This window comes from Paracoccus sp. 08 (assembly GCF_024105395.1).
Lineage (GTDB): Bacteria > Pseudomonadota > Alphaproteobacteria > Rhodobacterales > Rhodobacteraceae > Paracoccus > Paracoccus marcusii.
The window spans coordinates 16,407-39,497 of sequence record NZ_WEKR01000015.1; the positions used below are offsets into that span (position 1 = coordinate 16,407).

Here is a 23,091-nt window from a genome sequence, read left to right on the forward strand (position 1 = left end):
ACCACAGCCGCTGGCGATGGGTCAGGCCCATGCCGCGCGCGGCCTCGGCCACGTTGGCGGGCTGGGTGGTCAGGCCTGCCAGGGTGTTCTCGAACACCGGCAGCAGGCCGTAGAGGAACAGCGCCACCAGGGTCGGCCCGGCGCCGAAGCCCATGATCGGCACGGCCAGTGCCAGCACCGCCACGGGCGGAAAGGTCTGGCCCACGCTGGTGATGGTGCGCGCCAGTGGCAGGAACTCGCGCCCCGCGGGCCGCGTCACCAGCACCGCCAGCACCAGCGCCACCACGGTTGAGGCGATGACCGCCAGCCCGACCAGCGCCAGATGCGACAGGGTCAGCGACCAGAGCGGGGTCTGGGTATAGATCGCGGGCGCATTGTTGCGGGTGAAGGGTTGAAAGACCGGCGCGAACCAGCCCGGCGCGATCAGGAAGGCCAGCAGCAGAACCGCGGCCATGGCCAGCAGGATGCGTCCGATCATTCCGCCGCCCGGGCCTGCGGGGCGGCCTGGGCGCGCAGGGCGGCCAAGGTGATGACGCCGCCGCCTTCGACCGGCAGGGCGTCGCGCCCGCTCCACAGGCATTCGGCCAGCGCGTCGCGCAGGCTGGCCTCGCGCGGCAGGGCGGGGCCGTCGGCCTGGCCCTCGCGCGCCAGGGCAAAGGCCGGGGTCAGCGACAGCAGGTGGAAGGGACGCTGATCCAGCCCGATCAAGTCGCGCACGAAGGGCGTGGCGGGGGCGGTCAGAATCTCGGACGGGGGGGCGTATTGGACCAGGCGGCCCTTGTCCATGACGGCGATGCGGTCGCCCAAGGTCACCGCCTCCTCCATGTCGTGGGTGACCAGGATCAGCGTGGTGCCAAGCCGGCGCTGGATGTCGCGCAGGTCGGCCTGCGCCTTGGCGCGGATCACCGGGTCCAACGCGCCAAAGGGCTCGTCCATCAGCAGCAGGTCGGGCTTCGCCGCCAGCGCACGGGCAACGCCCACGCGCTGCTGCTGGCCGCCGGACAGCTCATGGGGCATGCGGTCGCGGAACTGGTCGGGCGCCATCTGGAACAGGGTCAGCAGCTCGTCCACCCGGTCGCGGATTGCGGTCTGGTCCCAGCCCAGCAGGCGCGGGACGGTGGCGATGTTCTGGCCCACGGTGCGATGCGGGAAAAGCCCGTGGCCCTGGATCGCATAGCCGATGCGGCGCCGCAGCAGATGGGGCGCGACCTCGCGCGTGTCCTGCCCGTCGATCAGCACGCGCCCGGCCGAGGGTTCGACCAGGCGGTTGATCATGCGCAGCAGCGTCGTCTTGCCCGAGCCCGAGGTGCCGACCAGCGCCGCGATCTGGCCGGGTTCGACCGTCAGGCTGACATCGTCGACCGCGGCGCGGCCGTCATAGAGGCGGGTCAGGTTCTGGATGTCGATCATGCGGACCTCCGGCTGGAACGCACCAGCAGATCAAGGGCAATGCCGGCGATCAGCGCCAGCGCGATGGTGGGCAGGGCGCCCAGCAGGACCAGATCCATCGCGGTCTGGTTCAGGCCCTGAAAGACGAAGGTCCCGAAGCCGCCGCCGCCGATCAGCCCGGCGATGACCGCCAGCCCGATATTCTGGACCAGCACGATCCGCACCGCCGCCAGCAGCACCGGCAGGGCCAGCGGGATCAGCACCTGCAGCATCAGCTGCGTCCGCGTCAGGCCCAGGCCGATCGCGGCCTCGCGCGTGGCGGGGTTCACGCCGGTCAGCCCGGTCAGCGTGTTCGACACGACCGGCAGCAGCGAATAGAGAAACAGCGCGACCAGCGCCGGGAACAGGCCGATGCCCGCCACCCCCGCCTGCGCGGCGCCGGGCACATTGGCCGCGATCCAGCCGAAGACGGGGATCATCACGCCGAACAGTGCCAGCGACGGGATCGTCTGCAGGATGTTCAGCACCGACAGAACCGGTCCCCTAAGCTGCCGCGCCTGATAGAGCGCGACCCCAAGCGGCAGCCCGATCAGCAGCGCCAGCGCCAGTGACCCAAAGGCCAGCGTCAGATGCGCCCGCGCCTCGCGCAGAAAGATGTCCTGTCGGGCGGCGTATTCACGCATGACGGACACCCCGTCCAGCGCGCCCGACCCCAGGATCGCGCCGATCGCGACGACCGCCCCTACCAGGATCAGCCAGCGCAGCCACAGCGCCGGGTTCATCCGCGCCAGCGCATCGGCCAGCATCAGGGCGAAGGCCAGTGCTATCAGCCAGAACCCGACCGATGGCGCGACGCGGGCCAAGGTGTTGTCGGGCGGGGTCAGATGCGTCGCCGCCGCGCCCAAGGTCAGCAGCACCGCCAGCAACGCCACCGCACCAGCCCCAAGGCGCAGCGCGGGCGGCCAGCGCAGGCAGCCCGCAACCAGCACCGCGGCCAAGGCCACGGTCAGGATCAGTCCGTGGGGCAGGGCGGCGGTCAGGGACAACCCCTCGCCCAGCACGATGCGGTTCGGCTTGAACTGCACCAGCGGCAGGGCCAGCCCGGCCAGACCGATCACCGCAAACAGCAGGCCGGGCCGGTCCAGCCGCGCGCGCATCAGTCCAGAAAGCCCGCTTGGGTCAGGTGGTCGCGCGCGACGGTGGCGGCGGGTTCGCCGCCGATCTGGATGCGGCCGTTCAGCTCCTGCAGGGTCTCAAGGTCCAGCGACGAGAAGATCGGCGCCAGGATGTCGGGGATCTCCGGATGCGCCTCAAGAACCTCGGCGCGGATGATCGGAGCGGGCTGATAGACGGGCTGCACGCCCTTGTCGTCCTCCATCACCACCAAACCGGCGGGCGCGATGCCGCCATCGGTGCCATAGACCATCGCCGCGTTCACGCCCGAGGTCTGCTGCGCCGCCGCCGCGATGGTCGCGGCCGTGTCGCCGCCCGACAGCTGCACAAGCTGGTCGGGGCTCATGGTGAAGCCATAGGTTTCCTGAAACGCCGGAAGCGCCGCGGCCGAAGTCACGAATTCGGTCGATGCCGCCAGCTTGACGTCGCCGCCCCCCGCGATCCATTCGCCCATCTGGGTCATGGTTTGCAGATCGTTTTCGGTCGCGACGTCCTGGCGCAGGGCGATGGCCCAGGTGTTGTTCGCGGGCGAGGGTTGCAGCCAGACGATGTCGTTCTGTTCCAGATCCAGCTCGGCCACGCGCTTGTAGCCGGCTTCGGCATCCTTCCAGACATCGCTGTCGGCCTGGTTGAAGAAGAACGCGCCGTTGGCGGTGTATTCCGGATAGATGTCGATCTGCCCCGAGGTGATCGCGTCGCGCATGATCGGGGTGCCGCCCAGCTGCAGGCGATCCTGCACCGGCAGGCCCGCATCCTGCAGCGCCAGCAGGATCATGTTGCCCAGAAGGCCACCCTCGGTATCGATCTTGGAGGACACGGTGATGTCCTGGGCACCGGCGGCGCCGCCGAGGCCGATCAGCAGCGCGGCAAGGGGGGTAAGGGCTTTCATGCGGATCTCCTGTCGCGCGGACGGCATTGTTGGGCTCGACAATGCAAATGCCCGCGCGGCGATTTGGTTCCGGCATGGATGGGTAGGATCCTGTCGTCCCGCCCATGGCGATCCGACCGACCGGGGCTGACCCGTGCCGCACCGGATGCCGGTCGTCCGTCGGTCACGGACGCGCCGGCCCGGCCTCAGCCGCCGATGCTGCGCCCCGCGCTGGACCCGCCGAACCCGCCGCGCGACGCGGCCGTGGCCCGCGTCATCGGCGCCTGTCCCGCGGTCGGCGCGGGCCGCGTGAAGTTCTGCGACGACATCGACGCACGCCCGGCATTGCTGCCGAAATTGGTGGTGCCGGCGGCGTTGGTGAAGCCGCCCTGCGCATTGCGGTACATCGGCTGCGAGGCCGCCATCCCGCCGCCCGCGCGACCCAGCATGCTGCCGATCAGATAGCCCGCCAGCAGCGGCATGAAGATGCTGCCCGACCCGCCCTGCGACACCTGCTGATCCTCGGACCCGCAATTGCCGGCACCGTGCTGCTCCTCGCAGACGGCCAGGCTGTCATAGCGGGGCGCGGCCTCGACATGCAGGGCCTCGGCCTCGGCAAAGGCCTGGCTGCACTGATCGGCAGTCACCAGGCCGCCGTTCACCGCCGCCGCCTGGCAGCTGGCAAGGTCCGGAAAGGCCTGCGCCTCGACCTGTTCGTCCCGGCAGCCCGCGACGGTGAAGGCGGCCGCCCCCAGAATGGTCAGGGCGACGGTCCGTGAACGTGTCCTCATGGAAATCCTCCTTGGCGGGTCAGCCCGCGATGAAATGCGGCTTGAAGCGCGACAGGTCCTGGGTGATGCGGGCGCGATCCTCTCGGATGCCGATGCCGGCGCAGGCATCGCCCACGATCCAGGCGCCGATGACCGGGCGGAAACCCTCGAATTCGGGCAAGGGGTGATAGGCCTGCACGATCCGCGCATGCCCGTCGTAATCATGGTTGTCCGACGCTTCGGTAACGGCGCCGTTCTCAACGATGACGACGCCCGCGCCTTCGCGCGAGAAGATCGGCTTGACCACATGGGCGGCGCGGAACTGGTCGGCCACGCGCCCGAAGGCCTGGGCCACGGACGGATCGGGCTGGCCGTTCTCGACCAGGGCGGGGGCCACGTCGTCGGCGAAGAAGGCGGGTAGCAGGTTCGGGTGACCCTCAAACATCTCCCACAGGACGGGCAACAGACCCTTGTTCGACACGACGGCCTTCCACGCGGGCTCAAGGAACATGCAGCCCGACCCCGCGATATGGCGGGCATAGTCGTCGGCCAGAAGGTCCTCCCACGGATACAGCTTGAACAGCGTGCCGATCACCCGATCCTCGGCGTCCAGGAACTGGCCCTTCTTGCTGACGGCCAGCTTGTCCAGGTCGGTGTAATGCGCACCCATCCCGGCCTCGCGCGCGGCCCAGGCCATCGATTCGACCGTGGCGTAATCCTCGGCGTTGTTCGCGACGGCGGTGAAGTGGATGTCGGTGTTCGGCGCGAACAGCTCGCGGAACCGCTCGACCAGCGCCTCGTGGATGCCGTTGAACTGGTCGGCCCCCGTGGGCAGGTGTCCCGCCGCCAACTGATCCTCCAGCCACTGCCACTGGAATGCCGCCGATTCATACAGCGAGGTCGGCGTGTCGGCGTTGTATTCCAGCAGCTTGGCCGGACCGGTGCCGTCATAGACCAGATCCATCCGCCCATAAATCGCGGGCTCGGACCGCGCCCAGCTGTCGGCGATCAGCGCGTGATGCGCCTGCGGGATGCCCAGACGCGTCATCAGCGCGGGGTCGGCCACGATGCGGTCGACCGCCTGACGCACCATCGCGTGCAGTTCGGTCGCGGGGCCTTCCAGGTCGTCTTCGATCTGGGCCAGCGTGAACTGATAGGCGGTGGTTTCGTCCCAATAGGGCTCGCCATGCATATGGGCGAAGGTGAAGCCGACATCGGCGGCCTTGGCGGCCAGGTCGGGGCGTTCGGGAAGGGTGATCTTGCGCATGCCCAAGATGTAGTCGCTGCGCGCCGCGAGGACCAGTGCCCCGGATGTCGCGCGCGGGTGAAATCCCCGGCATCCGCCATGGCGATCGCCGCGGGCGGCCGGTGGTCTGCAGATCGGAGGATACAGTGGTGAGCCCAACAGGATTCGAACCTGTGACCCACTGATTAAAAGTCAGTTGCTCTACCAACTGAGCTATGGGCCCATCACGAGGCGGTTCCTAGGGGGGGTGGCCGGTGGCGTCAAGCAGAAAAATCAACCCATCTGGCGGAATCCGTCCGTGCGGCCTATATCGCGGCCATGACGCATTCTCATTCGACCGGGCTGCCCTTCCTCAAGATGCACGGGCTGGGCAACGACTTTGTGGTACTGGATCTGCGCGGCGGGTTGGCCCGGCCGGACGCGGGCCTTGTCGCGCGCATCGCGGACCGCCATCGTGGCGTGGGCTTCGACCAGCTGGCCGGGGTCGAGGATTGCGACGATGCGGATGCGCGGCTGGTGTTCTGGAACGCGGACGGGTCGCTGTCGTCCGCCTGCGGCAATGCGACGCGCTGCATCGCGCGCTGGCTGATGGATCAGACCGGGGCGGCGTCGCTGCGCCTGCGAACCGATCACGGCATCCTGCTGGCCGAGGATGCGGGCGGGGGGCTGACGCGGGTGAACATGGGGCCGCCGGTTCTGGACTGGCGCGCGATCCCCTTGGCGCGGGACGCGGATATCGACCACCTGCCGATCGCGGGTGATCCGGTGGCGACCGGCATGGGCAATCCGCATGTGACCTTCTTCGTCGAGGACGCCGACGCGGTCGATCTGGGCCGTTTCGGCCCTGACCATGAGCATCACCCGCTTTATCCCGAACGCACCAATGTGGAGGTCGTGCAGGTCCTGTCGCGCGACGCGATCCGGCTGCGCATCTGGGAACGCGGGACGGGGCCGACGCTGGCCTCGGGCTCGTGCTCCTGCGCGGCGGTTGTGGCGGCGGCGCGGCGCGGGCTGACCGAGCGGCGCGTGAGGGTGCATGTGCCCGGCGGGCAGCTTTTGATCGACTGGCGCGAGGACGGCGTCTGGATGGAGGGGCCGACCGCCATCGTCTTCGAGGGGCGCCTGACGCCTGCGTGGCTGGCATGAGCGCGCCCGTCTTCTCGACCCTGGGCTGCCGCCTGAACGCCTATGAGACCGAGGCCATGCGCGAGATGGCCGAGGCCGCGGGCCTGTCGGGCGCGGTCGTCGTCAACACCTGCGCCGTGACCGCCGAGGCCGTCCGCAAGGCCCGCCAGGAGATCCGCCGCCTGTCACGCGAGAATCCTGGCGTGCCGGTCATCGTCACCGGCTGCGCCGCCCAGACCGAGCCCGAGACCTTTGCCGCCATGCCAGAGGTCACCAAGGTCATCGGCAACCATGAGAAGATGCAGCCCGCCACCTGGGCCAGCCTTCGCGCCCCCGACCTGATCGGCGAGACCGAGAAGGTGGTCGTGGACGACATCATGTCGGTGCGGGAAACCGCGGGCCACCTGATCGACGGGTTCGGGCGGCACCGGGTCTATGTGCAGGTCCAGAACGGCTGCGATCACCGCTGCACCTTCTGCATCATCCCCTATGGCCGCGGCAATTCGCGGTCGGTGCCAGCAGGTGTGGTGGTCGAGCAGATCAAGCGTCTGGTCGGGCGCGGCTTCAACGAGGTCGTGCTGACCGGGGTGGACCTGACCAGTTGGGGCGCGGACCTGCCGGGCACACCGCGGCTTGGCGATCTGGTCATGCGCATCCTGCGGCTGGTGCCGGACCTGCCGCGCCTGCGGATCAGCTCAATCGATTCGATCGAGGCGGACGAGAACCTGATGCTGGCCATCGCGACCGAACCGCGCCTGATGCCGCATCTGCACCTGTCGCTGCAGGCCGGCGACGACATGATCCTGAAGCGGATGAAGCGCCGCCACCTGCGCGACGATGCCATCGCCTTCTGCGAGGAGGCGCGGCGGCTGCGTCCCGACATGGTCTTCGGCGCCGACATCATCGCCGGCTTTCCGACCGAGACCGAGGCGATGTTCGACAATTCGCTGAAGCTCGTTCAGGATTGCGGTCTGACCTTCCTGCATGTCTTCCCCTATTCGGCGCGCAAGGGCACGCCCGCGGCGCGCATGCCCGCCGTGCCCGGTCCCGCGATCCGGGACCGGGCCGCGCGGCTGCGCGCGGCGGGCGATGCGGCATTGCTCACGCATCTGGAGGCGCAGGTCGGGGTTGCGCACCGGGTGCTGACCGAGGGGCCGCGCCTTGGCCGGACCGAACAGTTCACCGAGGTTGCCTTTGACAGCGACCAGCCCGAAGGGGCGCTGATGACCCTGGCCGTCGCGGGGCATGACGGGCAACGACTGACGGTCTGACGGGCGGTGCATGGGGGCGCTGCCCCCGCCCTGCGGGCTCCCCCGGGGTATTTTCGCAACGGAGAAATGGCGGGTTGCCGGGATGCGCGGGGGCTTCTAGCCTACCCCTTCGGAGGAGATGAATGACCGTGATCCTGTATTCCCATGACAGCGCCCGCCGCCACGTGACGCCCGATGGCCACCCCGAGCAGGTGGCCCGACATGATGCCGTGATGGCCGCGCTGGAGGGGCTGGCGCTGGACCGGCGCGAGGCGCCCGTGGCGGAGGATGCCGAGGTACTGCGCTGTCATCCCGTCCGCTATCTGCAGGGCCTGCGCGATGCCATGCCGCAGGCGGGGACCCGCCAGATCGACGCGGACACGCATCTGTCGCCCGGCAGCCTGGAGCCCGCGCTGCGTGCCGTGGGCGGGGCCTGTGCGGCGGTGGACGCTGTTCTTGCCGGAGAGGCGCGGCGGGCCTTCGTCGCCCTGCGCCCGCCGGGGCACCATGCCGAGGCCGAGGTCTCGATGGGGTTCTGCCTGTTCGGCACGGTGGCGATCGCGGCGAAACGCGCGCTGGATCATCACGGGCTGGAGCGGGTGGCGGTCCTGGATTTCGACGTGCATCACGGCAACGGCACGCAGGCCCTGCTGTGGGACGAGGCGCGGGTGCTGTTCGTCAGCAGCCAGCAGTTTCCCCTGTGGCCGGGCACCGGGGCCGCGTCCGAGCGAGGCGCGCAAGGGCAGGTGGTGAACCTGCCGCTGCCGCCCGGATCGGACGGGGCGCTTGCTTTGTCGGAATGGCAGGGCGCGCTGGACCGGATGCGGGAGTTTTCGCCGCAGCTGGTGCTGATTTCCGCCGGCTTTGATGCGCATCGCGACGATCCGCTGGCGCAGCTGGAATGGGACGACGACGACTATGCCGCCCTGACACGCGCGATCCTGGACGCGGCGGGCAAGGCCCCGGTGGTATCCTGCCTGGAAGGTGGTTATGACCTTCGGGCCTTGGGTCGCAGCGTGCGGGCCCATGTCGATGTGCTGATGGAGGCCGACTGATGAGCGATATCACCACCCTCTCGTTCGAGGAGGCCATGCGCGAGCTGGAGGCCACGGTCGGCAAGCTGGAGACCGGAGAGGCGACGCTGGAGGAATCGATCGCGCTGTACGAACGCGGCGCCGCCCTGCGCGCACATTGCGAGGCCCGCCTGCGCGAGGCCGAGGAGCGGGTCGAGAAGATCACCCTGGCCGCCAACGGCCAGCCTGCCGGTACCACCCCGGTCGAGGGCCTGTGATGCAGGACCGCCTTGCGCGTGTCCGCACCGAGGTTCAGGCCGAGCTGGATCGCGCCATCACGGTGCTGCCGCCCGGCGATCTGCGCGATGCGATGGCCTATGCGGTCAACGGCGGCAAGCGGCTGCGCGCCTTTCTGGTGATGGAATCGGCACGCCTGCACGGGGTGTCCGACGATGCCGCCCTGCCGGTCGCGGCGGCGGTCGAGGCGCTGCACGCCTATAGCCTGGTCCATGACGACCTGCCGGCGATGGACGACGACGACCTGCGGCGCGGTCAGCCGACCGTCCATGTCAAATGGACCGATGCGACCGCGATTCTGGCGGGCGACGCGCTGCAGACGCTGGCGTTTCAGCTGTTGACCGATCCGCGCATCGGCGCGCCCGAAGCGCAGGTGCGGCTGGTGTCCGCGCTGGCTCAGGCATCGGGGGCGGCGGGCATGGTCTGGGGGCAGGCGTTGGACATCGCCGCCGAAACCGCGGGCACGCCGCTGGACCTGGACGCGATCACCGAATTGCAGGGTGGCAAGACCGGCGCGCTGATCCGCTTTGCCGCGACCGCAGGGCCGCTGATCGCGGGCGACGATCCCGCGGCGCTGGACCGCTATGCGATGGCCCTGGGCCTGGCCTTCCAGATCGCCGACGACATCCTGGACGTGACCGGCGATGAGGCCGTGACCGGCAAGCGCGTCGGCAAGGATGCCGGGGCCGGCAAGGCGACCTTCGTGTCGCTGCTGGGCCTGGACGGCGCACAGGCCGAGGCGCGGCGTCGTGTCGCCATGGGAACCGATGCGCTGTCGCACTATGGTGATGCCGCCGGGAACTTGCACGATCTCGCGCGTTTCGTTATCGAGCGCGACACTTGAACGCCCGCCCCGGAGGAGGGCCAGCCATGACCGATCGACCCAAGACGCCGATTCTGGACCGCGTTAGCCTGCCGTCGGATCTGAAGACCCTGACCGACGCGCAACTGCGCCAGCTTGCCGACGAGCTGCGGGCCGAGACCATCAGCGCCGTCAGTGTGACCGGCGGCCATCTGGGCGCGGGCCTGGGCGTGGTCGAGCTGACCGTGGCCCTGCACGCGGTCTTCGACACGCCGCGCGACAAGCTGATCTGGGACGTGGGGCACCAGTGCTATCCGCACAAGATCCTGACCGGGCGGCGCGATCGCATCCGCACGCTGCGCATGGGCGGGGGCCTTGCGGGGTTCACAAAGCGGGCGGAAAGCCCTTATGACCCGTTCGGGGCGGGGCATTCGTCGACCTCGATCAGCGCGGCCCTGGGTTTCGCGATGGCGCGGGAACTGGGCGGCGACCCGGGCGATGCGATTGCGGTCATCGGCGACGGCGCCATGAGCGCGGGCATGGCCTATGAGGCGCTGAACAATGCGGGCCATGAGGGCAAGCGCCTGTTCGTGGTCCTGAACGACAACGAGATGTCCATTGCGCCCCCGGTCGGCGCCATGTCCTCCTATCTGACGCGCCTTTATGCAGGCGGGCCGTTCCAGGAGCTGAAGGCGGTGGCCAAGGGCGCCGTCGGCATGCTGCCGGACGCCCTGCAGGAGGGCGCGCGCCGCGCCAAGGAGATGCTGAAGGGCATGGCCGTGGGCGGCACCCTGTTCGAGGAGCTGGGCTTTTCCTATATCGGGCCGGTCGACGGTCACGACATGGAACAGCTGCTGCCCCTGCTGCGCACCGTGCGGGCGCGGGCGGACGGCCCGGTCCTGATCCACGTCGTGACCAAGAAGGGCAAGGGTTACGCCCCGGCCGAGGCGGCCGCGGACAAGGGCCATGCCACTGCCAAGTTCGACGTGATCACCGGCGTGCAGGCCAAGGCGAAATCGAATGCACCCAGCTATACCGCCGTCTTCGCGCAGGCGCTGATCGATCACGCGGGCCGCGACGATCGCATCCTGGGGGTGACCGCCGCGATGCCGGACGGGACCGGCCTCAAGCAGTTCGCGCAGCGCTTTCCGCGCCGCTGCTTTGACGTGGGCATCGCCGAACAGCATGCCGTGACCTTTGCCGCCGGTCTGGCCGCGGGGGGCATGAAGCCTTTCGTCGCGATCTATTCGACCTTCCTGCAGCGCGGCTATGACCAGATCGTGCATGACGTCGCGGTCCAGAACCTGCCCGTCCGGTTCGCCGTCGACCGTGCCGGGCTGGTGGGCCAGGACGGTCCGACCCATTCCGGTGCCTATGACACCGCCTTCCTGGCCAATCTGCCCGGATTCGTCGTGATGGCTGCCGCGGACGAGGCCGAACTGGTCCACATGGTCGCCACGGCCGCCGCGCATGACAGCGGCCCGATCGCCTTCCGTTTTCCGCGCGGAGAGGGCACCGGGGTCGAGATGCCCGAGCGCGGGCAGGTCCTGCCCATCGGCAAGGGCCGCATGGTCGCGGAGGGGAAGGGCGTCGCCATCCTGTCCTTCGGCACGCGCCTGTCCGAGGTGATGACCGCGCGCGAGGCGCTGATGGCGCGGGGCATCACGCCCACGGTCGCCGACGCGCGCTTTGCCAAGCCGCTGGATCGTGACCTGATCCTGGCACTGGCCCGCGACCACGAGGCGCTGATCACCATCGAGGAGGGCGCCGTGGGCGGTTTCGGCAGCCATGTCGCCCATCTGCTGGCCGAGGAGGGCGCCTTCGACAAGGGGCTGCGCTTCCGGTCGATGGTCCTGCCGGATGCGTTCGTCGACCACGACGCGCCGCGGGCGATGTATGACAGCAGCTGCCTGAACGCCCAGCATATCGAGGACAAGGTTCTCTCCGTGATGGGCGTCCAGTCGCTGGCGGCGCGGCGCACCGACCGCGCCTGATTGGTGTCGGCTGATCCCCTGAGGGGGGGTCAGCCGGGCGCATAGCTGCGCACCAGCGCGCCCGCGATCATTCCCCATCCGTCCACGACCACGAAGAACGCCAGCTTGAAGGGCAGCGACACCACCACCGGGGGCAGCATCATCATGCCCATCGACATCAGCACGGCCGCCACGACCAAATCGATGATCAGGAAGGGCAGGGCGATCAGGAACCCGATCTCGAACGCGCGCTGGATCTCGGACAGCATGAAGGACGGGATCAGCACCGACAGGCGGTCTGCGGGGCCGGTGCCGGGCGCGATCTCGGCCAGGTTGGCCAAGGTGTCGGGGTCGGTGCGGGCCGCCATGAACCCCTCGAACGGCACGATGCCGCGCTGGAAGGCCTCGGCGATGCCGATCTGACCCTGTTGCAGGGGCAGCCCCGCGACGGTCCAGGCCTCGCGCAGGACCGGGTCCATGATGAACCAGGTCAGAAAGATCGCCAAGCTGACGATCAGCATGTTCGGCGGCGATTGCTGCAGGCCGATCGACTGGCGCAAAATCGACAGGACCGTCACGATGAACGGGAACGCGGTCACCATGATCGCGATGCCCGGTGCCAGCGACAGCGCCGTCAGCACCACGACCAGCATCACCGCATTGTCGCCCAGCCCGGCGCCCAGGGCGCCGCCCAGGTCCTGCGCCCACAGGGGCGAGGGCAGCAGGGCCGCGACCGCGACAAGGGCCGCGGCGCGGATCACGCCGCCCCCGTCGCGCCCAGGACGCGCACGCACAGCCGGTCTTCGGTCGATCCGTCGCCGGTCAGCTCGCCCCGCGCGATGACCTTGTCACCCACGCAGATCTCGACCCCGTCCTCGATCGCCTGGTCCAGGACCAGGATGTCGTCGGCGCGCAGCGAGGACAGCTGCGAGACGGTCTGGCGCGTGCGGCCAAGGCGGATGGTCACCTCGACCTGGATGGTGTCGGTGTCGATCAGATGCTTCAGTGCGTCCATGTGCTGTCCTCCTGGGTGATTTCCGCGATCAGGGCGCGGATGTCGCCCGCGATGCTGTCGGGGGTAAAGTCGATGTGGCCGCCCTGCAGCGACACGGTGATCAGGTCCTGCGGGACCGGGGCGATCTCGATGCCCTCAAGGCCGGCCTGGGCCAGGCAGCGGCGGACCATGTCGGCCAGCCGGTCGCTGCAGGCGATGCGCAGGCCCACGGGGGTCGCGCGCTGCGCCAGATGGGTCAGCTCTGCCTGCAGGGCCTCCTCCAGCCGGCGCGACGACAGGGGCGGGGCCATCAGGTCCAGGACCTGATGCAGGATCGGCGCCAGCGCATCGACCGCCTCCTGGCGCATCTGGCGGCGGCGGGTCTCGTCCGCGGCCAGACCGGCGGCGACCTGTTCCAGGCTGGCGCTCAGGGCGCGCAGCTGGTCGTCCTGGGCCTGCGCGCTGGCCTGCGCCACGCCGTCGGCAAAGGCCTGGTCCAGGTCGGCCTGCGTGTAGGTCACCTCGACACGCGCCGCGACCGCGTTCGAGAGGGACTCAAGCTTGAAGAGGGCCAGGCTCAATTCACCTTCTCCTTGTTGTCGATCCATCCCGACAGGATCTTGACGCTCTCGTCATGGCGGTCCTTCMTCATCGCCTTCAGGCGGGCGACCGGATCGGCAGGGGGCAGGGCCAGCTGGTCCAGCCCGGGAAACTCGATCGGCACGATCCGCGGGTTGTCCGGAGAGGGCTCGTCGTCGATCATGCCCGTCAGCCCGCCCATCATCGGGGGCATCGGCGGCAGGCTGCTGTCCAGCATCGGCGCAGGGGCGGGCGCGCGATTGCGCATCATCGGGCGCAGGACCATCACGATCACGGCCAGCGCAAAGACGCCGATCAGCGCAATGCGCGCCAGATCGTTCAGCGCCAGCCGATCAAGGAAGCCCGGCGTGGCCAGGGTGCCATTCTCGCCCAGCGTGGCGAAGGGCAGCGACTTCACGGTGATCTGGTCGCCGCGCGCCTCGTCATAGCCCACGGCAGAGGCGACCAGCTCGCGCAGCGTCTGCAGCTCGGCCTCGGACCGGGGGGTCAGGGTGGTCTCTCCATCGGCGCCAGCCTGCGGGACGCCGTTCACCAGGACGGCGACGGTCAGGCGGCGGGTCGATCCGGGCTGGCGCTGAACCTCGCGCGTGGTGCGGCTGACCTCGAAATTGGACTGGGTACGGTTCTCGGCGCGGCTGCTCTGGCTGGTGTCGCCCGGCTGTTCCGTGGCGTCGGGCAGGTTCGAGGCCGCAGTGACTGCGCCCTTTCCGGTCGAGTTGCTCTCGTCCGTCGTCTCCTCGGTCACGGTCGAGATCAGGGCGCGGGCCTCGGGGTCATAACGCTGTTCGGTCAGCAGTTCGGTTTCGGTCAGCAGGTCCAGGTTCAGTTCGACGATGGCGTTTCCGATACCAACATGCGGCTCAAGGATGCGTTCGACGTTGCGCTTCATCTCGGCCGCGCGGTCGGCTCCTGTCTGGTCCTCGGTCGCGGCGATGATCCCGCGCTGCGAATCGATGACGGTGACGCGGTCGGGCTGCATGCCCGGCACGCCCGACGACACCAGGTATTTCAACGCCGCGGCCTGTTCGCGCGTGATCGTGCCCCCATTGGTGGTCAGGGTGACCGAGGCGCTGCCGTTCTGGTCGCGGCGGTATCCGCGTCCGGTCTCGATCGCCAGGTGGACGCGGGCGGTCTGGACGTTGGGCAGGGCCAGGATGGTGCGCGCCAGCTCTCCCTCCTTCGCGCGCCAATAGGCGGCGTCGAACATCTGCGACGTGGTGCCAAAGCCCGACATGCCGTCCAGCAGCTCGTAGCCGGTGCTGCCGGCGGCAGGCAGGCCTTCGGCGGCCAGATCCATGCGCAGGCGGTCGCGCTGATCGGCGGCGACATAGATCGAGTCGCCCCGCACCTCGTAGGGAACGCCGGCGCGTTCGATGCCGGCGATGACCTCGCCGGCCTGGGCGCTGTCCAGCCCGCCATAGATCAGGGCCATGCTGGGGCGGCTGGCCATCCAGCCGAACCCCGCGATCACCAGGAACGTCCCCAGAAAGGCCGCCCCCAGGATCATCCGCTGTCGAGAGCTTCGCTCGTTCCAGTAGTCCTGCAGTTTTTGCAAAACCGTTCCTTTCGAATCATCGCGTCATGGTCGTCTGACCCTGAAATGACATGGGCCACGTTAAGAATTGGTTAGTCGCAACCTGATATTTCGGTCTGGTCAGGACGGAGAATCACGATGACCGACATTGTTGCGGCGGCACCCGAAAAGCCGCGCGGAAAGAAGGGGTTGCTGATCCCGCTGGTGGCGACGCTGGTCTTGGGCGGGGCGGGATTCGCATCCAGCTATCTGGGTTTCTGGTCGCCCTCCGGCATGCTGTCGGGCCCCGAGGAGCCGGTCCAGTCGACCGAGCACATGAGCGTCGAGTTCATCGACATCCCCACCATCGAGATCGTCATCCCGGGCGGCCGCGCCCACAGCCTGGTCCTGTCCGCGACGATCGAGACCGACACCACCCACAAGGCCGAGGTGACCCACCTGATGCCGCGCGTGTCGGACGCGTTCACGACCTTCCTCTCGGGCGTCGATCCGGCGGCCTATGACAAGCGCGGCGTCCTCGAGGTGATCCGCGCCGAACTGGTCACCCGCACCCGCTTCGTCCTGGGCGAGGAGCCGGTCAAGGACCTTCTGATCACGGAGTTTCGATTCAAATGACCCTGGAACAACTGATGCAGATCCTGCTGCTGGCGGCCTGTCTGGGGCTTGGCGTCTTCTGCGCCACCCTGGCGCGGCGGCTGCGGCGGATGAACAATCTGGAAAGTGGTCTGGGGGGCGCGATCGCCGTCATGGCCGCCGAGGTCGACCGCCTGGAACGCGCCATCCGGTCGGCCCGCGACGAGGCCACCGCCGCCAGCGAGCGCCTGGCCGAGGAGATCGAGACCGCACGCCGCGAACGCGCCATCTGGGATCTGCGGCAGCGCATCGGGGCCGCCGCCTCCGAGGCGCCGCAGCCGATGCCTTCGGGTCGCCGCCTGCGCAAGCGCGAGGTGTCCCATGGCTAGGCATCTGCTGCCCGCGCTGACATTGCTGTTCGCCCTGCCGGCCGGCGCGATGATCTGGCAGGGCCAGGACCTGTCGCGGGTGTTTGCCGCCGTGGCCGCGCCCACCGACCTGCTGGACGGCTGCGGCGATGTCCCCGAGGCCGTGGCCCTGGCCGAGGAGCTGCGCGACCGTGCGCTGCGCATCGAGCGTTACATGGAATCCATCGACGCACGGAAGGCCGAGCTGGCGCAGGCGGAAAGCACGCTGCGCGAACGGCTGGCCGAGCTGCGCGCCCAAAAGGGCAGCATCACGGCCCGCCAGGACGGTGCGACCCAGGCCGTGCGCACCGACATCGACCGGCTGATCGCGCTTTATGACCAGATGAAGCCCGCCGAGGCCGCCGCCATCCTGACCAACCTGCCCGCCGATTTCGCGGCCGAGATCCTGATGCGCGTCCAGCCCGAGGCCGGCGCCCGCATCATCGCCGCGGTCGAGCCGCGCCAGGCCGCCCTGCTGACCGCCCAGATGGGCGCGCGCAGCGTCCGCAACCCATAAGGAACCCCGCAATGTTCGGTTTCGTCGGAATATTCCTTACGATCGCCATGGTGTTCGGCGGCTACCTGCTGGCCGGCGGCAAGATGGGCGTGATCCTGCATTCGCTGCCCTTCGAGATGATGATGATTATGGGCGCCGCCGTCGGCGCCTATCTGCTGGGCAACGACAGCCATACGTTGAAGGCCACCCTGGGCGGGCTGATCCGCGCCTTCAAGGGCCCGAAATGGAACGCCCAGGATCATCAGGACGTGCTGTGCCTGATGTTCCAGCTGCTCAAGATTGCCAAGGAGAACCCCGTCGCGCTGGAACAGCACATTGAGAATCCGGGCGAATCACCGATCTTCACCGCCTATCCCAAGCTGGCGGCGGATCATCATGTCGTCTCGCTGATTGCCGATACGCTGCGTTCGGCCAGCCTGAACTATGACGATCCCTACCAGGTCGAGGACATGCTGTCCCGCCGCATCGCCGTCCTCAAGGAGGAGGAGATGCACGTCCCCCACGCCCTGCAGAACATGGCCGACGCGCTGCCCGCCCTGGGGATCGTCGCGGCGGTTCTGGGCGTGATCAAGACCATGTCCTCGATCGATCAGCCGCCTTCGGTTCTGGGCAAGATGATCGGCGGGGCGCTGGTCGGTACTTTCCTGGGGGTGTTCCTGTCCTATGGCTTCGTGGCGCCGCTGGCCAACCGGCTTGGCGCGGTCGTCAAGCAGGACCTGGGCTTTTACGAGGTCGTCAAGTCGGTCCTGGTCGCGGGCCTGCACCAGCACGCCACCACCCTGTGCGTCGAGGTCGGCCGCCAGACCGTGCCCGAACATGTGCGACCCAGCTTTGACACGCTGGAAGGCGCCCTGAGAGAGCTGAAGAAGGCGGCGTGATGACCCGGATCGGCCTGCCGCTTCTGATCGCCTGTCTGGCCGCTGGTCCGGTCGCCGCCGCCAGGCTGGACGGCTTTCGCCGCACCGCCGACGAATGGCTGCTGACCGGACAGGGGCTGCCGCGCGATTATCGCGTGACGCTGCTGCAGATGGACAGTGCCGACCGGCTGCAGGCGATCGCCTATCTGCGCCGCATCGGATTGTTAACGGAACGTCCCTGGTCGCTTGACGACCTCCTGCGCCCCGCGGCCACCAGAACGGAGCCCCGCGAATGACCCCCATTGCCGCCCTCTCGGGCAAGTCCACCAAGATCCTGGACGCGCCCCTGCTTGTCACGGGCGGCCTTGTGCTGGTCGTCATCTCGATGGTGATCCCGCTGCCGGCCGGCGTGCTGGATTTCGGCATCGCCATCTCTATCGCCACCGCCGTGATGGTGCTGGTCATGGCCTCGCTGGTCGAGAAGCCCACCGACTTTCAGGCGTTCCCGGTCCTGCTGCTGGTCAGCCTGGTGATCCGGCTGTCGCTGAACGTATCGTCGACCCGGCTGATCCTGACCGAAGGGCAGAACGGCAAGGAGGCGGCGGGTTCGGTCATCAACGGCTTTGCCGAATTCGTGGCAGGGGGGTCGATCCTGGTCGGGATCACGATCTTTGCGGTGATCTCTGTGGTGAACTTCATGGTCATCACCAAGGGCTCGGGCCGCATGGCCGAGGTCGCCGCCCGCTTTGCGCTGGATTCGCTGCCCGGCAAGCAGCTGGCCATCGACGGCGATCTGAACGCCGGTGCCATCGACCACCAAGAGGCCAAGCGCCGCCGCATCCAGGAACAGCGCGAGATCAGCTTTTTCGGCTCGCTGGACGGCGCGTCGAAGTTCGTCAAGGGCGACGCGGTGGCGGGGATCGTCATCACGCTGATCAACCTGTGCATCGGTCTGGTCGTGGGCATCACGATCCACGGAATGCCCCTGGGAGAGGCGGCGGCGACCTATTCCCACCTGACGGTCGGGGACGGGCTGGTCAGCCAGATCCCGGCGCTGATCACCTCGATGGCGGCGGCGCTGCTGCTGTCGCGGGGCGGGGCCACGGAAACCACCGCGGGCCTGATGTCGACCGAGTTCGTGCGCAGCTGGCAGCCGGCGGCGATGGTCGCGGCGGCGATGGTGGTGATCTCCCTCGTGCCGGGCATGCCGAAGCCGCTGTTTCTGGGGATCGCCGCGGGGATGGGCTTCATGGCCTGGCGCATCGCGCAGAAACGCCGCATCGCGGACGAGGCGCTGCCCGACCTGCCCCTTGGCGACGGCGCGATTAAGCCTGCCGCCCGCATCGGGGACGTCCTGGACACCGACGACATCAGCGTCGAGATCGGGTCGGACCTGATCGTGACCGCGCTGGACCAGGCGCGGGGCCTGGGCAGCCGCATCAGCAACCTGCGCATCCACATCGCCCGCAGCTTCGGCCTGATCCTGCCGGATGTGCGCATCACCGACACCGACGATCTGCCGCCCGGCGATTATCAGATCCGCATCCACGGCGTCATCCGCGGCCGCGGCACCCTGCGCCCGGCCGAGATCTTGGCGCTTGGCCCGGATGCCGTGCTGGCCGATCTGCGCGGCGTGGCCGTCCGCGAGCCGGTCTATTCCAGCCCGGCCCGCTGGATCCATCCGACGGACCAGGAGGACGCGGCGACCATGGGCGCCACCGTCGTGACCCCGATGGAAGTGCTGTCCACGCATCTGATGGAGGTGGTCAAGGCCAACCTGCCCGCACTGCTGACCCTTGGCGCGATGCAGCGCCAGATCGAGGAACTGAAGACCCTGTCCGACACGGGCCGCGCCGAACGCTATCGCAAGTATTTCGACGCGATGATGCCGGACAAGGTGACGCCCGAGACGCTGCTGGCGATCCTGCGCGCCCTGCTGGAGGAGCGGATCTCGATCCGCAACCTGCCGCTGATCGTGGATGCCATCTGCGAGTTCCGCAACGTAGAATCGGCCGAGACGATCTATGAGCTGGTGCGCAAGCGCCTGCGCGGCCAGATCACCCAGCAATATTCGGACGAGGCCGGTCGCGTCGCAGCCCTGCAGCTGCATCCCGCCTGGGAGGCGGAGTTCGTGCGCGCCGATGCCGAAACCGGACGTGCGGGGGGCGGGGCGATGACCCCCGCCATGTCCAAGAAGCTGGTCGAGGCCACCCGCCGCGCGCTGTCCCTTGCTGAACCCGTCGCCCGCACTGTGCTGGTCGCGCCCGACCACCGGCGCCGCATGGTCCGCGCGGTGCTGGGGGCCAACGGCATGGCGGTCCCGGTCCTGGGTCTGGAGGAGATCGATCCCGCCGCCGAACTGCGCCTGCTGGGCACCGTCGAGGCCGCATGATGTGGGACCAGCTGCAGGCCATCGTTCCGGGGTTGGACTGGGCGCTGGTGCTGGTCTATGTCCGCGTGCAGGCCTGCGTGGTGGCCCTGCCGGGCTTGGGCGAACGCGTGATCTCGGCCCGGGTCAAGGTGGCCATCGCACTGCCGCTGGCGCCGCTGCTGTCGGGCATCGCGCCCGGCCCGCAGATGCCCGCGCAGCCCTTGGGCATGATCGCGCAGGTCGGGGTCGAGATGGTGCTGGGCTTTGCCACGGGCATCATGCTGCGGCTGCTGACCATCGCCATAGACATTGCCACCACGGCCATCGCCGCGACCGCCTCGCTGTCCCAGATCATGGGCATCCAGAACGAGATGTCGCCCCATCCGATCGGCAACATGCTGCACCTGGCCGGCATGGCGGTGCTGATGGCCATGGGCCTGCCGGTCATGATCGTCGAGCTGATCGCCGACAGCCTGCGTCTCTGGCCGCCCGCGGACCTGCCCCAGGTCGAGGGGCTGGTGATGGCCGTCGTCCGCATGGTCACCGACAGCTTCTGGCTGGCGATGATGCTGGCCGCGCCCTTCACCTTGGGCGGGTTCCTGTACCAAGCGCTGTCGGGGGTCATCAACCGGGTGATGCCCGCCCTGCCGGTCGTGTTCATCGGCGCGCCCGCCTCCATCCTGCTGGCGCTGATGGGGTTGGTGATCCTGGCGCCGCTGCTGGTCGGCATCTGGGCCAACGCGGTCATGGGCTTCATGCTGCCGGCACTGCCATGAGGGACCGCGGATGAGTGAGGATACCGACGACAAGCAGTTCGAGGCCACCGACCAGAAGCTGCAGCGTGCACGCGAAAAGGGCGACATTCCGCGATCGACGGAATTGAACGTCACGATGATGTATCTGGGGGCATTCCTGGCCTTTTCGGTCATGGCCGGCTTTGCGGTGCGCCAATGGATGGCCATGGCCACGCGGGCGCTTGGTGCCGAGGGCTGGTCGGACAGCGGGCCGGCACCGATCGCGCGCGGCCTGGCCGCCTATGCCGCGACCGCCACGATCGGCTTGGCCGCGCTGGTGATGGGGGCGATCCTTCTGGGCCTGATCGCCACGCGGGCGCTGATCTTTTCGCCCCAGAAGCTGGCCTTCGACATCAAGCGCATCAACCCGGTCAAGAACGCCGCGCAGAAGTTCGGCAAGGACGGCCTGGTGACCTTCGCCTTTTCATTGGGCAAGGCTGGACTGGTCTGTGCGGGGGGGTGGTTCCTGTTCGCATCGCTGCTGGACCGGATCGCCGCCGCGGCGATGGCGGACGGGCAATGGGTTGCGGCACTGGGCTCGATCCTGGGGCAGGTGCTGATGCTGGGGCTGGTCGTCTCGATCGTCTTCACCGTGCCGGACATGCTGTGGAAGTGGTTCGACCACCGCCGCAAGAACCGCATGAGCCGCCAGGAAATGCAGGACGAGTTCAAGGATTCCGAAGGCGACCCGCACATGAAGGGCGCCCGCCGCCAGCGCGCGGTCGACATCGCGATGAAGCAGATGCTGGCCGACGTGCCCACCGCCGACGTTATCATCGTCAACCCGACCCATTATGCCGTCGCCCTGAAATGGTCGCGGGGGTCCGGCCGTGCCCCGGTCTGCGTGGCCAAGGGCACGGACGAAGTCGCCGCCCGCATTCGCGCCAAGGCGACCGAGGCCGGCGTGCCCATCTGGTCCGACCCGCCCTGCGCCCGCGCCATCCACGCCCAGGTCAAGGTGGGCGAGGAGATCGACCGCGCCCATTTCGCCGCCGTTGCCGCCGCGATCCGCTTTGCCGAAAAGATGCGACAGAAGGCCCGTTCCGGATGGTAGACAAGATCAAGCAGCTGCAGCAGCTGGAACGCATCGCGCGGCTGAAGGCCGAGCGTCAGCTCAAGACCTTTGCGGCGTTCAATGCGCACATGACCGTCGCACGCCAGCGCATCGATTCGCTGCAGGCCACGCTGGCGCAAAGCTATGACAGCACCGCCCCCCTGAGCCTGCCCGAGGCGCGCATCGCCAACGCCCAGGCCGGGCGTGCCGCACGAGAGCTGCGCCATGCCGACCAGGAGCTGCAGCGGATGCTGCCCCGGTTCCAGATCGCCCGCCAGCAGGCGGCGCGCGAATTCGGCCGGGCCGAGGCGCTGCTGGGCTTGGGACAGGACGAGGCGGAACGCCGCCGCAAGGAGAAATACTGAGCCGTCGGCGGCATTGGACAGGCTGCGACCGGAATGCTAGGCACGGTGCCAAGCCACGGGGAAGAGCCATGCTGCACAGCGATCCGAACACCGACAGCCACCGCAAGATCTGGACCGCCGAGGGCGCGCGCGCCGTCTTTGACCTGCCGCTGATGGATCTGCTGTTTCAGGCGCAGACCGTGCACCGTCAGCATTTCGACCCGAACCGCGTGCAGCTGAGCCGCCTTCTGTCGATCAAGACCGGCGGCTGCCCCGAGGATTGCAGCTATTGCAGCCAGTCGGCCCGCCATGCGTCGGGCCTGTCGGCATCCAAGCTGATGGAGGTCGAGCGCGTGCTGGCCGAGGCGCGCCGTGCCCGCGACGCCGGTGCCACGCGCTATTGCATGGGCGCCGCCTGGCGCAGCCCCAAGGCACGCGACATGCCGCAGATCATCGCCATGGTCGAGGGCGTCAAGGCCCTGGGAATGGAGACCTGCATGACCTTGGGCATGCTGGATGCGGACCAGTCGCGCCAGTTGGCCGATGCCGGGCTGGACTACTACAACCACAACATCGACACGTCCGAGGCGCATTACGGCAACGTCATCACCACCCGCAGCTTTGCCGACCGGCTGGATACGCTGGACACCGTCCGGCAGGCCGGGATCAAGGTCTGCTCGGGCGGCATCCTGGGGCTGGGCGAGGGGCCGCAGGACCGCGTCGACATGCTGGTGACGCTGGCCAACCTGCCGGTCGCGCCGGAAAGCGTGCCGATCAACATGCTGATCCCGGTCGAGGGCACCCCGCTGGCCGACGCCGCCCCGGTGGACCCCATCGATTTCGTGCGCATGATCGCCACCGCGCGCATCATGATGCCGCGCAGCCATGTACGCCTGTCCGCCGGCCGCACCGCCATGTCGGACGAGATGCAGGCGATGTGCTTCTTTGCCGGGGCCAATTCGATCTTCGTGGGCGACACGCTGCTGACCAAGGACAACCCCGAGGAGGAAAGCGACATGCGCCTGTTCGCCAAGCTGGGCCTTCAGCCCATGCAGGCGCACGAACATCATCCCGACGCGGCGCGTCGGGCCGAATTGCTGGCCGCCGACCCCGCCATTCCGATCCTGCGCTAGGGCCGGG

The 23,091-nt window shown here is 68.6% G+C and carries 26 protein-coding genes and 1 tRNA gene; 16 read left to right on the top strand and 11 right to left on the bottom strand.

The genetic code is table 11. From position 1 onward, the window contains the following. The 7 genes from GBO37_RS07105 to GBO37_RS07135 form a co-directional block, all read right to left on the bottom strand. Positions 1 to 478, bottom strand: a 478-nt coding sequence (locus GBO37_RS07105) for an ABC transporter permease (protein WP_252928078.1), incomplete at its 3' end; no start/stop codon positions are given. Then, positions 475 to 1,410 carry an ABC transporter ATP-binding protein gene (locus GBO37_RS07110; RefSeq protein ID WP_252928081.1) on the bottom strand — a complete coding sequence of 312 codons (936 nt, stop codon included), beginning with the start codon at positions 1,408 to 1,410 and terminating at the stop codon, positions 475 to 477. The genes GBO37_RS07105 and GBO37_RS07110, both read right to left, overlap by 4 nt. Then, entirely contained in the window at positions 1,407 to 2,546 is a 1,140-nt protein-coding gene (locus tag GBO37_RS07115) for an ABC transporter permease (protein WP_252928083.1), read from the bottom strand. Before GBO37_RS07115 ends, GBO37_RS07110 begins: the two co-directional genes overlap by 4 nt. Beyond that, entirely contained in the window at positions 2,546 to 3,451 is a 906-nt protein-coding gene (locus GBO37_RS07120; protein WP_252928085.1) for an ABC transporter substrate-binding protein, read from the bottom strand. The genes GBO37_RS07115 and GBO37_RS07120 overlap by 1 nt, the downstream gene beginning before the upstream one ends. A 185-nt stretch (positions 3,452 to 3,636) precedes the next feature. Then, a complete protein-coding gene (locus GBO37_RS07125; RefSeq protein WP_252928086.1) occupies positions 3,637 to 4,221 on the bottom strand; it encodes a DUF1190 domain-containing protein in 585 nt (194 codons plus the stop codon). 19 nt (positions 4,222 to 4,240) lie between these two features. Then, positions 4,241 to 5,467, bottom strand: a complete 1,227-nt coding sequence (locus GBO37_RS07130; protein ID WP_127897670.1) for a glutathionylspermidine synthase family protein — start codon at positions 5,465 to 5,467, stop codon at positions 4,241 to 4,243. Positions 5,468 to 5,593: 126 nt separating this feature from the next. Continuing rightward, positions 5,594 to 5,669 (bottom strand) — tRNA-Lys (locus GBO37_RS07135). A 95-nt stretch (positions 5,670 to 5,764) separates the two neighbouring features. Here GBO37_RS07135 and dapF point away from each other — a divergent pair. The 6 genes from dapF to dxs all read left to right on the top strand — a co-directional run bounded on the left by dapF (position 5,765) and on the right by dxs (position 11,927). Next, the gene (gene dapF / locus GBO37_RS07140; protein ID WP_252928088.1) at positions 5,765 to 6,592 is read left to right on the top strand and encodes a diaminopimelate epimerase; all 828 of its coding nucleotides are present in this window, start codon (positions 5,765 to 5,767) and stop codon (positions 6,590 to 6,592) included. Then, positions 6,589 to 7,842 carry a tRNA (N(6)-L-threonylcarbamoyladenosine(37)-C(2))-methylthiotransferase MtaB gene (mtaB, locus tag GBO37_RS07145; RefSeq protein ID WP_252928090.1) on the top strand — a complete coding sequence of 418 codons (1,254 nt, stop codon included), beginning with the start codon at positions 6,589 to 6,591 and terminating at the stop codon, positions 7,840 to 7,842. The genes dapF and mtaB overlap by 4 nt, the downstream gene beginning before the upstream one ends. A gap of 122 nt (positions 7,843 to 7,964) precedes the next feature. Continuing rightward, positions 7,965 to 8,876 (top strand): histone deacetylase family protein, encoded by a 912-nt coding sequence (locus GBO37_RS07150; protein ID WP_252928093.1) that lies wholly within the window; start codon positions 7,965 to 7,967, stop codon positions 8,874 to 8,876. Further along, positions 8,876 to 9,112, top strand: coding sequence for an exodeoxyribonuclease VII small subunit (locus GBO37_RS07155; protein WP_045982791.1), 237 nt, complete (start codon positions 8,876 to 8,878; stop codon positions 9,110 to 9,112). The genes GBO37_RS07150 and GBO37_RS07155 overlap by 1 nt, the downstream gene beginning before the upstream one ends. Then, positions 9,112 to 9,975, top strand: a complete 864-nt coding sequence (locus tag GBO37_RS07160) for a polyprenyl synthetase family protein (RefSeq protein ID WP_252928096.1) — start codon at positions 9,112 to 9,114, stop codon at positions 9,973 to 9,975. The genes GBO37_RS07155 and GBO37_RS07160 overlap by 1 nt, the downstream gene beginning before the upstream one ends. Positions 9,976 to 10,001: 26 nt before the next feature. Next, positions 10,002 to 11,927 carry a 1-deoxy-D-xylulose-5-phosphate synthase gene (gene dxs / locus GBO37_RS07165; RefSeq protein WP_252928098.1) on the top strand — a complete coding sequence of 642 codons (1,926 nt, stop codon included), beginning with the start codon at positions 10,002 to 10,004 and terminating at the stop codon, positions 11,925 to 11,927. Between the two features lie 29 nt (positions 11,928 to 11,956). On the opposite strand, the gene fliP is transcribed toward dxs, so the two are convergent. Genes fliP through fliF form a run of 4 tightly spaced genes read right to left on the bottom strand, consistent with a single transcriptional unit; the run spans position 11,957 to position 15,055 of the window. After that, positions 11,957 to 12,664, bottom strand: a complete 708-nt coding sequence (fliP, locus tag GBO37_RS07170; RefSeq protein ID WP_045982836.1) for a flagellar type III secretion system pore protein FliP — start codon at positions 12,662 to 12,664, stop codon at positions 11,957 to 11,959. After that, the gene (locus tag GBO37_RS07175) at positions 12,664 to 12,921 is read right to left on the bottom strand and encodes a FliM/FliN family flagellar motor C-terminal domain-containing protein (RefSeq protein WP_252928100.1); all 258 of its coding nucleotides are present in this window, start codon (positions 12,919 to 12,921) and stop codon (positions 12,664 to 12,666) included. Before GBO37_RS07175 ends, fliP begins: the two co-directional genes overlap by 1 nt. Beyond that, positions 12,909 to 13,481, bottom strand: coding sequence for a hypothetical protein (locus tag GBO37_RS07180; protein ID WP_252928102.1), 573 nt, complete (start codon positions 13,479 to 13,481; stop codon positions 12,909 to 12,911). The genes GBO37_RS07175 and GBO37_RS07180 overlap by 13 nt, the downstream gene beginning before the upstream one ends. After that, positions 13,478 to 15,055 carry a flagellar basal-body MS-ring/collar protein FliF gene (gene fliF / locus GBO37_RS07185; RefSeq protein WP_252928104.1) on the bottom strand — a complete coding sequence of 526 codons (1,578 nt, stop codon included), beginning with the start codon at positions 15,053 to 15,055 and terminating at the stop codon, positions 13,478 to 13,480. Before fliF ends, GBO37_RS07180 begins: the two co-directional genes overlap by 4 nt. Before the next feature lie 117 nt (positions 15,056 to 15,172). Here fliF and fliL point away from each other — a divergent pair, with 117 nt between their 5' ends. The 10 genes from fliL (at position 15,173) to bioB (ending at position 23,084) form a co-directional block, all read left to right on the top strand. Beyond that, positions 15,173 to 15,649 (top strand): flagellar basal body-associated protein FliL, encoded by a 477-nt coding sequence (gene fliL, locus GBO37_RS07190; RefSeq protein ID WP_252928105.1) that lies wholly within the window; start codon positions 15,173 to 15,175, stop codon positions 15,647 to 15,649. Beyond that, the gene (locus GBO37_RS07195) at positions 15,646 to 15,996 is read left to right on the top strand and encodes a hypothetical protein (protein WP_046000675.1); all 351 of its coding nucleotides are present in this window, start codon (positions 15,646 to 15,648) and stop codon (positions 15,994 to 15,996) included. The genes fliL and GBO37_RS07195 overlap by 4 nt, the downstream gene beginning before the upstream one ends. Then, on the top strand, positions 15,989 to 16,531 hold the full coding sequence (locus GBO37_RS07200) for a MotE family protein (protein WP_127897677.1): 543 nt from the start codon (positions 15,989 to 15,991) through the stop codon (positions 16,529 to 16,531). The genes GBO37_RS07195 and GBO37_RS07200 overlap by 8 nt, the downstream gene beginning before the upstream one ends. Positions 16,532 to 16,542: 11 nt before the next feature. Continuing rightward, the gene (gene motA, locus GBO37_RS07205; protein WP_045982799.1) at positions 16,543 to 17,409 is read left to right on the top strand and encodes a flagellar motor stator protein MotA; all 867 of its coding nucleotides are present in this window, start codon (positions 16,543 to 16,545) and stop codon (positions 17,407 to 17,409) included. Then, positions 17,409 to 17,684, top strand: coding sequence for a hypothetical protein (locus tag GBO37_RS07210; protein ID WP_252928107.1), 276 nt, complete (start codon positions 17,409 to 17,411; stop codon positions 17,682 to 17,684). Before motA ends, GBO37_RS07210 begins: the two co-directional genes overlap by 1 nt. Further along, positions 17,681 to 19,780: a flagellar biosynthesis protein FlhA gene (locus tag GBO37_RS07215; RefSeq protein WP_252928109.1), complete on the top strand. Its 2,100-nt coding sequence runs from the start codon at positions 17,681 to 17,683 to the stop codon at positions 19,778 to 19,780. Before GBO37_RS07210 ends, GBO37_RS07215 begins: the two co-directional genes overlap by 4 nt. Next, positions 19,777 to 20,535, top strand: a complete 759-nt coding sequence (locus GBO37_RS07220) for a flagellar biosynthetic protein FliR (RefSeq protein ID WP_252928111.1) — start codon at positions 19,777 to 19,779, stop codon at positions 20,533 to 20,535. The genes GBO37_RS07215 and GBO37_RS07220 overlap by 4 nt, the downstream gene beginning before the upstream one ends. Positions 20,536 to 20,545: 10 nt before the next feature. Beyond that, complete coding sequence (gene flhB / locus GBO37_RS07225; RefSeq protein WP_148911171.1) at positions 20,546 to 21,607, top strand: flagellar type III secretion system protein FlhB; 1,062 nt, start codon at positions 20,546 to 20,548, stop codon at positions 21,605 to 21,607. Then, on the top strand, positions 21,601 to 21,972 hold the full coding sequence (locus tag GBO37_RS07230) for a hypothetical protein (protein ID WP_252928113.1): 372 nt from the start codon (positions 21,601 to 21,603) through the stop codon (positions 21,970 to 21,972). Before flhB ends, GBO37_RS07230 begins: the two co-directional genes overlap by 7 nt. A 68-nt stretch (positions 21,973 to 22,040) precedes the next feature. Continuing rightward, positions 22,041 to 23,084: a biotin synthase BioB gene (gene bioB, locus GBO37_RS07235; protein ID WP_046000679.1), complete on the top strand. Its 1,044-nt coding sequence runs from the start codon at positions 22,041 to 22,043 to the stop codon at positions 23,082 to 23,084. Positions 23,085 to 23,091: the final 7 nt, after the last annotated feature.